Below are 6,162 nucleotides of genomic sequence, written 5' to 3'. Positions count from 1 at the left end.
GGACCTGACGCGAACTACGTCCCGCTCGTCGCGGAACACAATCGCATCGCCCACCTCGACCAGATCGTCCACCACGAGGTCATGGAGAAGTTCTTCAAGGAAGCCATCAAGGACCACGGAGGAGCCCGTATCTCGGACGACCTCGCGGGCCGCATGGCGAAGGGCTATTGGGCCAACATCCGCAAGGCGGGCTACGGGATCGAGGACAGCATGTCCAAGGCTCTCCACCTTGAGGACCGAGAGGGGTTCAAGAAGGCGTTCCAAGAGGCTCTGGAGGACCAAGGCGCTCTCTCGAACAAGGAGCTTGAGGAGGTCTTCGACTTGCTCTCGGGCATGATGGATGAGGCGAAGAAGACGGAAGGCGATAGCTCCAAGGGCGTCGGCTACCTCAAGCGCCGCACCCTCATGAACTACGACTACAAGGCCACCATTCAGGACCGTGACGGGAACCTGATCGAGCTACGTCCTCGTGACCTGTTCGAGCAGGACGCGGAGCTTCTGTTCCGCCGCTACGCTCGCTCGATGTCGGGCCGGATCGCATTCGCCAAGACGAAGATTTACAACCCGGAAACGGGGGCTCTCATCGTTGACGGCATCCGATCCCAAAGCGATCTCGACAAGCTCAAGCAGTCCCTCAAGGAGAGCTACCGGCTTATGCCTGGCTCTCGTGCCGACAAGGAAGCGGAACTCTCGAACGCGCTGGAAAACATCGACTTCGGGTGGGCCAAGATCAACGGCATCCCGATCTACGGTCAGGAGAAGGGCTACGCTCAGTGGGCACGGCGGCTCAAGTCGGCTCAGTTCATCCGCCTCATGTCCAACATGGGCCTGAACCAAATTCAGGAAACGTGGAAGATCGTGTCCCTGACGGGGTTCCGGGCGTCTCTCTCGCAAATCCCCGCGATCAAGGACATGGGCCGCGCAGTGGCCTCGGGGAAGATGAGCAAAGACAAGCTCCTGAACGAGCTGGCCGACATGACGGGGATCGGGATGGACAACCTGTGGAACCGCTACGACCTGCGTCTGGACGATGATCGTCTCGGTGCGCAGTCGGGCGGGCGGATCACTCAGGTGGTGGATAACGTCCTCGACGCGGGACAGCGCCTCACGGCCAACGTCTCGTTCATGCGGCAAATCCACGACTACCAGCAGCGGTGGGCCATGAAGGCCATCACGCAGCAGATCGCGCACATGGCTCGGAAGACCCGCAATGCGGACGGCTCCTTCGACTACTCGAAGCTCAAGCCCCGCGACCGGGACCGTATGGCCTCCATCGGGCTCGGAGAGGACGACGCCAAGCGGCTGTTCAAAGACCTCCTCGATCACGCGGAGTTCGACGGCAACAAGATCGTCGGCATCAACACGATGAAGTGGGACCCGGCGACTGTCTCGAAGTTCCGTGTCTTCCTCAACCGCTACACGGATCGGCTGGTCCAGCAGAACGATTACGGCGCTCTGTCGAAGTGGATGAGCCGCCCGGTTGCGTCAATGTTCGTGCAGTTCCGCACGTTTGTCTTCGGTGCGTGGGCCAAGTCCACCCTTTGGTCCCTGAACCACGGGGCATTCACCGATCCCAAGATGATCGTCCTCTTCCTCGGAGAGATTGCAGCCGGTTCGGCTACTTACGCGGTGCGCCAGTCCGGTCAGGCCGTCACCGAGGATGGATGGGAGAAGTATTGGGAGGAGACCATGGACCCGGCGAACCTCTTGAAGAACGGGTTTGCTCGAACGGCGACTGCTTCGGTGGTCCCGATGTTCCTCGACAGTGTGCTGTTAGCTACCCCGCTCGGCCCCCAGTTCGGACAGGCCCGTGCCTCGGGATCGGCTACTGACGTGTTCTTTGGGACTCCTGCAAAGGATCAATGGGACAGCGCCGTGAGCTTCACCAGAGGTGCGGCTACATCTGTCTGGACGGGGGAGGACATGACCCAAAGCCAAATCCGGCAGGGCATCCGGGCGTTCATGCCGCTCGGGAATTGGGTGCCGCTAACGGCGGCTATTGGTGCGCTGATCGAGGATCGACCGGAGTAACCAAAATGGTCCCGCCTTCGGGCGGGGCCGCTAACTTCAATCATTAGGCTGATGCATTCGCTCGGTGAGGAAAAATATCCCGTGAAGCGTGGTGATCAGCATCGAGCAGAACCCCAAAAGCAGTGCAGAGCCCACCATGAATTCGACAATCGATAGAAGCCATGCACCGTAGGAGAATGTTTCCATGTAAGCTGCGAAACCCGGCAATGTGGGGGCAAGAGCGTTGATCCCCAAAATCGACAGGCAAAGTATGAACGACAGAACGACAAGGTAGGAAAACAAATAGGATAGAAACTGACGGCGACTAAGGTCATGGGGGATGAATGTTCCGCGCACCCGAATAGTAATTGAGGGGGTCGGCGTGGGCATCGTTGTGTCCATCCCGTGTCCTCCAAACGTCGCAACCGCAGCTAGTCCCGCGAAATAGAAGCCGGGCAGCGTCGAAAGGATGGTCTGCAATCCGGCAAAAACGCCGTTTTCACCTAACCACTTGAAGTCAAGGCCAAATCCGTAGTAGATTGTTATGGAAATACAATAAACTAGAAGCGGAAGCCATAGTGTGTACTTCGGCATATCAGGGTGACGTATAGCGCGATAAGCAAAACCTCTCGTTAGCTCGTACAGAAGTTCCCTAAACATTTAGATCGCCCTATAAGACTTAAATTGCTTTATTGCCGGATCACTTAAGCGCGTCACTACCGTTTTCGAAGAATGCGCCAACGGTGGGAAGATGGGGCCGATTTCGAAACTCTCCACATACAAATCGCTCAAAGGATGTCCTGTGGTCGAATTTAACTCAACAGTAACAAACCTTTTGCTTCCGGGCCGTTGATAGGAAACTTTCGCGGTGCCAAAATCACCTGAATTCGCCTTCAGCGCACGTTCGATGGAGCCCCAAACTTGCATCGGCAAATTCTTGAAGTCGATGTCAAGTTTCAGTTCTGTCTCTGATTTTCGTAGAAAAGGGGCACCCGCAATCGGTGTGATGGCCTCACTTCTAATAAGGCTGATCCCGGTTAAACGCCCGTTGTTTATGTCCTTGATCATGGAAGCGGAAGGACGCCCGCGCAATTCAGTATGTGGGCAACAGCGCTCCATTCGAGGCTGATTGTCTCTGTTTAAGCCGCCGCCGGGGTGCGGATACTTGTAGAATTCAGCATTCTCATTGTATTCGTAGTTCAGCATTTTGCTCAATATTCGCTGAACTAGTCCGGCCGATATGCCCGGTACTCGCTCTATAGCGCATGTATATACGTTGGGCTGCGCCTTCTCCATGACCGTTGAGATGATAACATGGCACGCAAAGTCCGCACCAATCTTACCCTCTTTTACGTGTTCAACGTAATCTCCATTAGACGGGTTTGAGTAAACGCTGTTAGGTGCCGCAGTGTCGGAGATGCGAAGTAGCATAGTAATGCAATTTTCTTGATCGTCGCGGACAATGTCGCCTATTAGAAGTGTGGCTTTATCGTTGTTTAGTGGATATACGCGCCCGTTCTTCCACATTTTATGCCAAACTGCGTATGCGTCGTCGAACGAAAGGACTTTTGCTCCGTCCTTCCTCGCCGCCAATTCGAGATCATAGATATAAAACGCCCGCCGATCATTCTTCATTACATTGCCCCATGTGACTGCATCCCTTACTTTCAACAGAGTTGTATCGGTATGCAACCACAATCGGCCGTCAGAAGCTTTCACGTCACAACTCGGATGAGATGGTCCCGGCATTTAGGCTTAGAGCCGCTTTCACAGCCTTGAGCGCGGCTTCTAGTCGCGCATCCGGGCCACCGTACCGCTCGCTCATTCCACCTTTGGTGTGACCGAGGACAAGATTTCTGTCAAACTCCTCGACTCTCGCCCTGATTAGCCTGTCTTCCATCGTGTGCCGCAGGGAGTGGACTGTAATCTTCCGGCTAGTCGTCACCTTGCGAACATGCTTCATGAGTGCGTTGGAGGCGTGGGTTGCCGCCTTCTTTCCCTTGCCCTTGCCGCCCTTAGTCTTCACGACACCGGCATATTGGACGAACAGATACGGCCCTTCGCCCGCAGCCTTCACGGCGTCTTTCGCCGCTTCCAACGCGTCACCCACAAGCGGCACCCTTCGGGCAGAGCTTTGGTTCTTGACGCGCCGATGTTCGCGGAAGCCGACATCGAGATAGGGGATGGGGGCGTCTAGTTTCACGTCTTCAACCAGCAGGGCGGCAACCTCTGCCAATCGGCACCCAGTCCCCTCAAGCATTCTCCACAGTTGCCACAGATCTGGGCCAGCGTTGGTGGACAGCGTTTCCCTAATAGCCGGGAGCATGTCTTCCGGGATCGGGTGCCGCTCATCCACAACAAGGGTCTCAACCCTAATCGTAAGGCCGTTGAACGGGTTGCCGACGCTGCTCATGTCGTTCTCCCGGAGGCCAAGGTTCACCATCGACCGAATGTCAGCGATATACCGCTTCACGGTTCCGGGCTTCATTCCGAGATCGCGGAGCATATGGTCTCTGACTTCGCGGGCATCTTCACGGGTCAGCTTGTCGAGCGGCCTACTCGCCTCAACGGCATGGGCAAGAATGTCCATGACGCGACCCAGTCGGAGAGTCCGGTTCCTCTCGTTTATGTCGCCTTTGACCTTCTCTGCTAGATAAAGCCGCTTTGCGTCCTCGACAGTAGGAACGGGACGAGGAAGGTTCCCCCCGTTTGCCACCAGATTAACGGCCTGACGCTCCACCGGATCGGAGACACCCTTCGATAGGGCGCTGTCACGGATCACTTCCGCAGCTTCTGGATCGGCTCCAGTCAACTCCCGGCCACCGACATAGACCTTCATTGCTGCCAGTTCGGTAGCCCGCAATTCAGCGAGTCGGCGGATTTCCAACGCCGTAAGTGCGTCGTTTTCAGGAGAAGCCGCACGAGCCCCCGCCACTAATTGTTCATACAGCGCGTTGATTTTCGGGAAATTCTTCAAGGCTTCGCGCTCAGTCTCGCCCAGTAGGCGCTTGAATTCGCTCTTGCCGATAATCGTCGCTACGTCCTTGGGAACTCGGCGGCGGTAGTGAAATGTGCCCGCTTTCGTGACTACGATATGCTTCAACGTTAAACCCATTGTGTACTTTCCGTGGACCTGAATGTGGACCGGAAAGGCTGACAAATCATTGGAACTGTTGGAAATTATGGGGTTTTCAGAGAGAAATGGCGCACCCGACAGGATTCGAACCTGTGACCTTTGGAATCGGAATCCAACACTCTATCCAGCTGAGCTACGGGTGCATCCGTCAGCGTGTCCTGTGACTCGCCGTCAAACCAGTTTGGCGGTAATAGCCCAGACTCTCATCCGCATCAATGCGGAAAATGCGCAATTCGCAACGCTTGTCCACTTGCCGGGGAAGGAAGGCCGTTGTGCCTTTTCATCCCTGCAAACCGGGCCGGCGCTTGGCTGACAAAACTGTCGACTTTCGTAGTGCTCTGCCGCGTAACGCTTGTGCGCCATCCGCATTGCTATAAATTCATAACTTATTTTCCAGACATTGCAGTGTCTCGCGATTCTGTCGTCTGGGAGTGGGGGCAAGTACAAGAATGGCGACGGCATGACGGATGATCACGCTGAGAAGGTAGCCCAGGGCGCTTCCAAGATAGATTTTTCAATGATGGAAGACGCAGTCGGCTATCGCCTGCGTCGAGCGCAACTGGCCGTTTTCCAGCATTTCAACGAATCTTTTTCGGCCAAGGGGTTGCGGCCGACCGACTTCGCCGTGCTTCTGCTGCTGACGCGAAACCAGGGCGCCAAGCAGAGCGAGGTGGCCGAAGCCCTCGGCATTCAGCGCGCCAATTTCGTCGCGATCGTCGACGGGCTGGAGAACAAGGGGTTTGTCGTGCGGCGGAAGTCCGAGGTCGACCGGCGCGTCCAGGCCCTGCACATCACCGATGCCGGACTTGCCTATCTCGATGAACTAATGCCGATCTGGCGGGAACACGAGGAGCGGCTTTTGGCCCAGCTCGGTGGCGAACAGGTGCGCGATCAGTTGATCGGATTGCTGAAACGCCTCTACGATTGAACCGGCCCGGGCGCGCGCTTGGGGCCGGCGCAGCAGCCAGAAGAACACAATCACTTTTCATCGAGAATGATGCTCGACTTTCAAAGTG

The 6,162-nt window shown here is 56.2% G+C and carries 5 protein-coding genes and 1 tRNA gene; 2 read left to right on the top strand and 4 right to left on the bottom strand.

The window, feature by feature from the left end:
• The coding region (locus RNA01_RS23625) for a hypothetical protein (protein WP_170253359.1) at positions 1–2,031 on the top strand (2,031 nt) is incomplete at its 5' end.
• Between the two features lie 36 nt (positions 2,032–2,067).
• Here the strand turns inward: RNA01_RS23625 and RNA01_RS05030 are convergent.
• The 4 genes from RNA01_RS05030 to RNA01_RS05015 form a co-directional block, all read right to left on the bottom strand.
• Positions 2,068–2,670: a hypothetical protein gene (locus tag RNA01_RS05030; RefSeq protein WP_147178857.1), complete on the bottom strand. Its 603-nt coding sequence runs from the start codon at positions 2,668–2,670 to the stop codon at positions 2,068–2,070.
• Positions 2,671–3,729 (bottom strand): hypothetical protein, encoded by a 1,059-nt coding sequence (locus RNA01_RS05025; protein WP_147178856.1) that lies wholly within the window; start codon positions 3,727–3,729, stop codon positions 2,671–2,673. It abuts the gene before it with no gap.
• A gap of 1 nt (position 3,730) precedes the next feature.
• Positions 3,731–5,113 (bottom strand): tyrosine-type recombinase/integrase, encoded by a 1,383-nt coding sequence (locus tag RNA01_RS05020; protein ID WP_147178855.1) that lies wholly within the window; start codon positions 5,111–5,113, stop codon positions 3,731–3,733.
• Between the two features lie 99 nt (positions 5,114–5,212).
• A tRNA-Arg gene (locus RNA01_RS05015) sits at positions 5,213–5,289 on the bottom strand.
• Between the two features lie 317 nt (positions 5,290–5,606).
• Between RNA01_RS05015 and RNA01_RS05010 the strand changes: the two genes are divergently transcribed.
• Positions 5,607–6,074: a MarR family winged helix-turn-helix transcriptional regulator gene (locus RNA01_RS05010; protein ID WP_235916423.1), complete on the top strand. Its 468-nt coding sequence runs from the start codon at positions 5,607–5,609 to the stop codon at positions 6,072–6,074.
• Positions 6,075–6,162 lie beyond the last annotated feature (88 nt).

It is taken from the genome of Paenirhizobium naphthalenivorans, assembly GCF_007992095.1.
Classification (GTDB): domain Bacteria; phylum Pseudomonadota; class Alphaproteobacteria; order Rhizobiales; family Rhizobiaceae; genus Allorhizobium; species Allorhizobium naphthalenivorans.
This window is presented reverse-complemented; position numbering and strand designations above follow the sequence as displayed.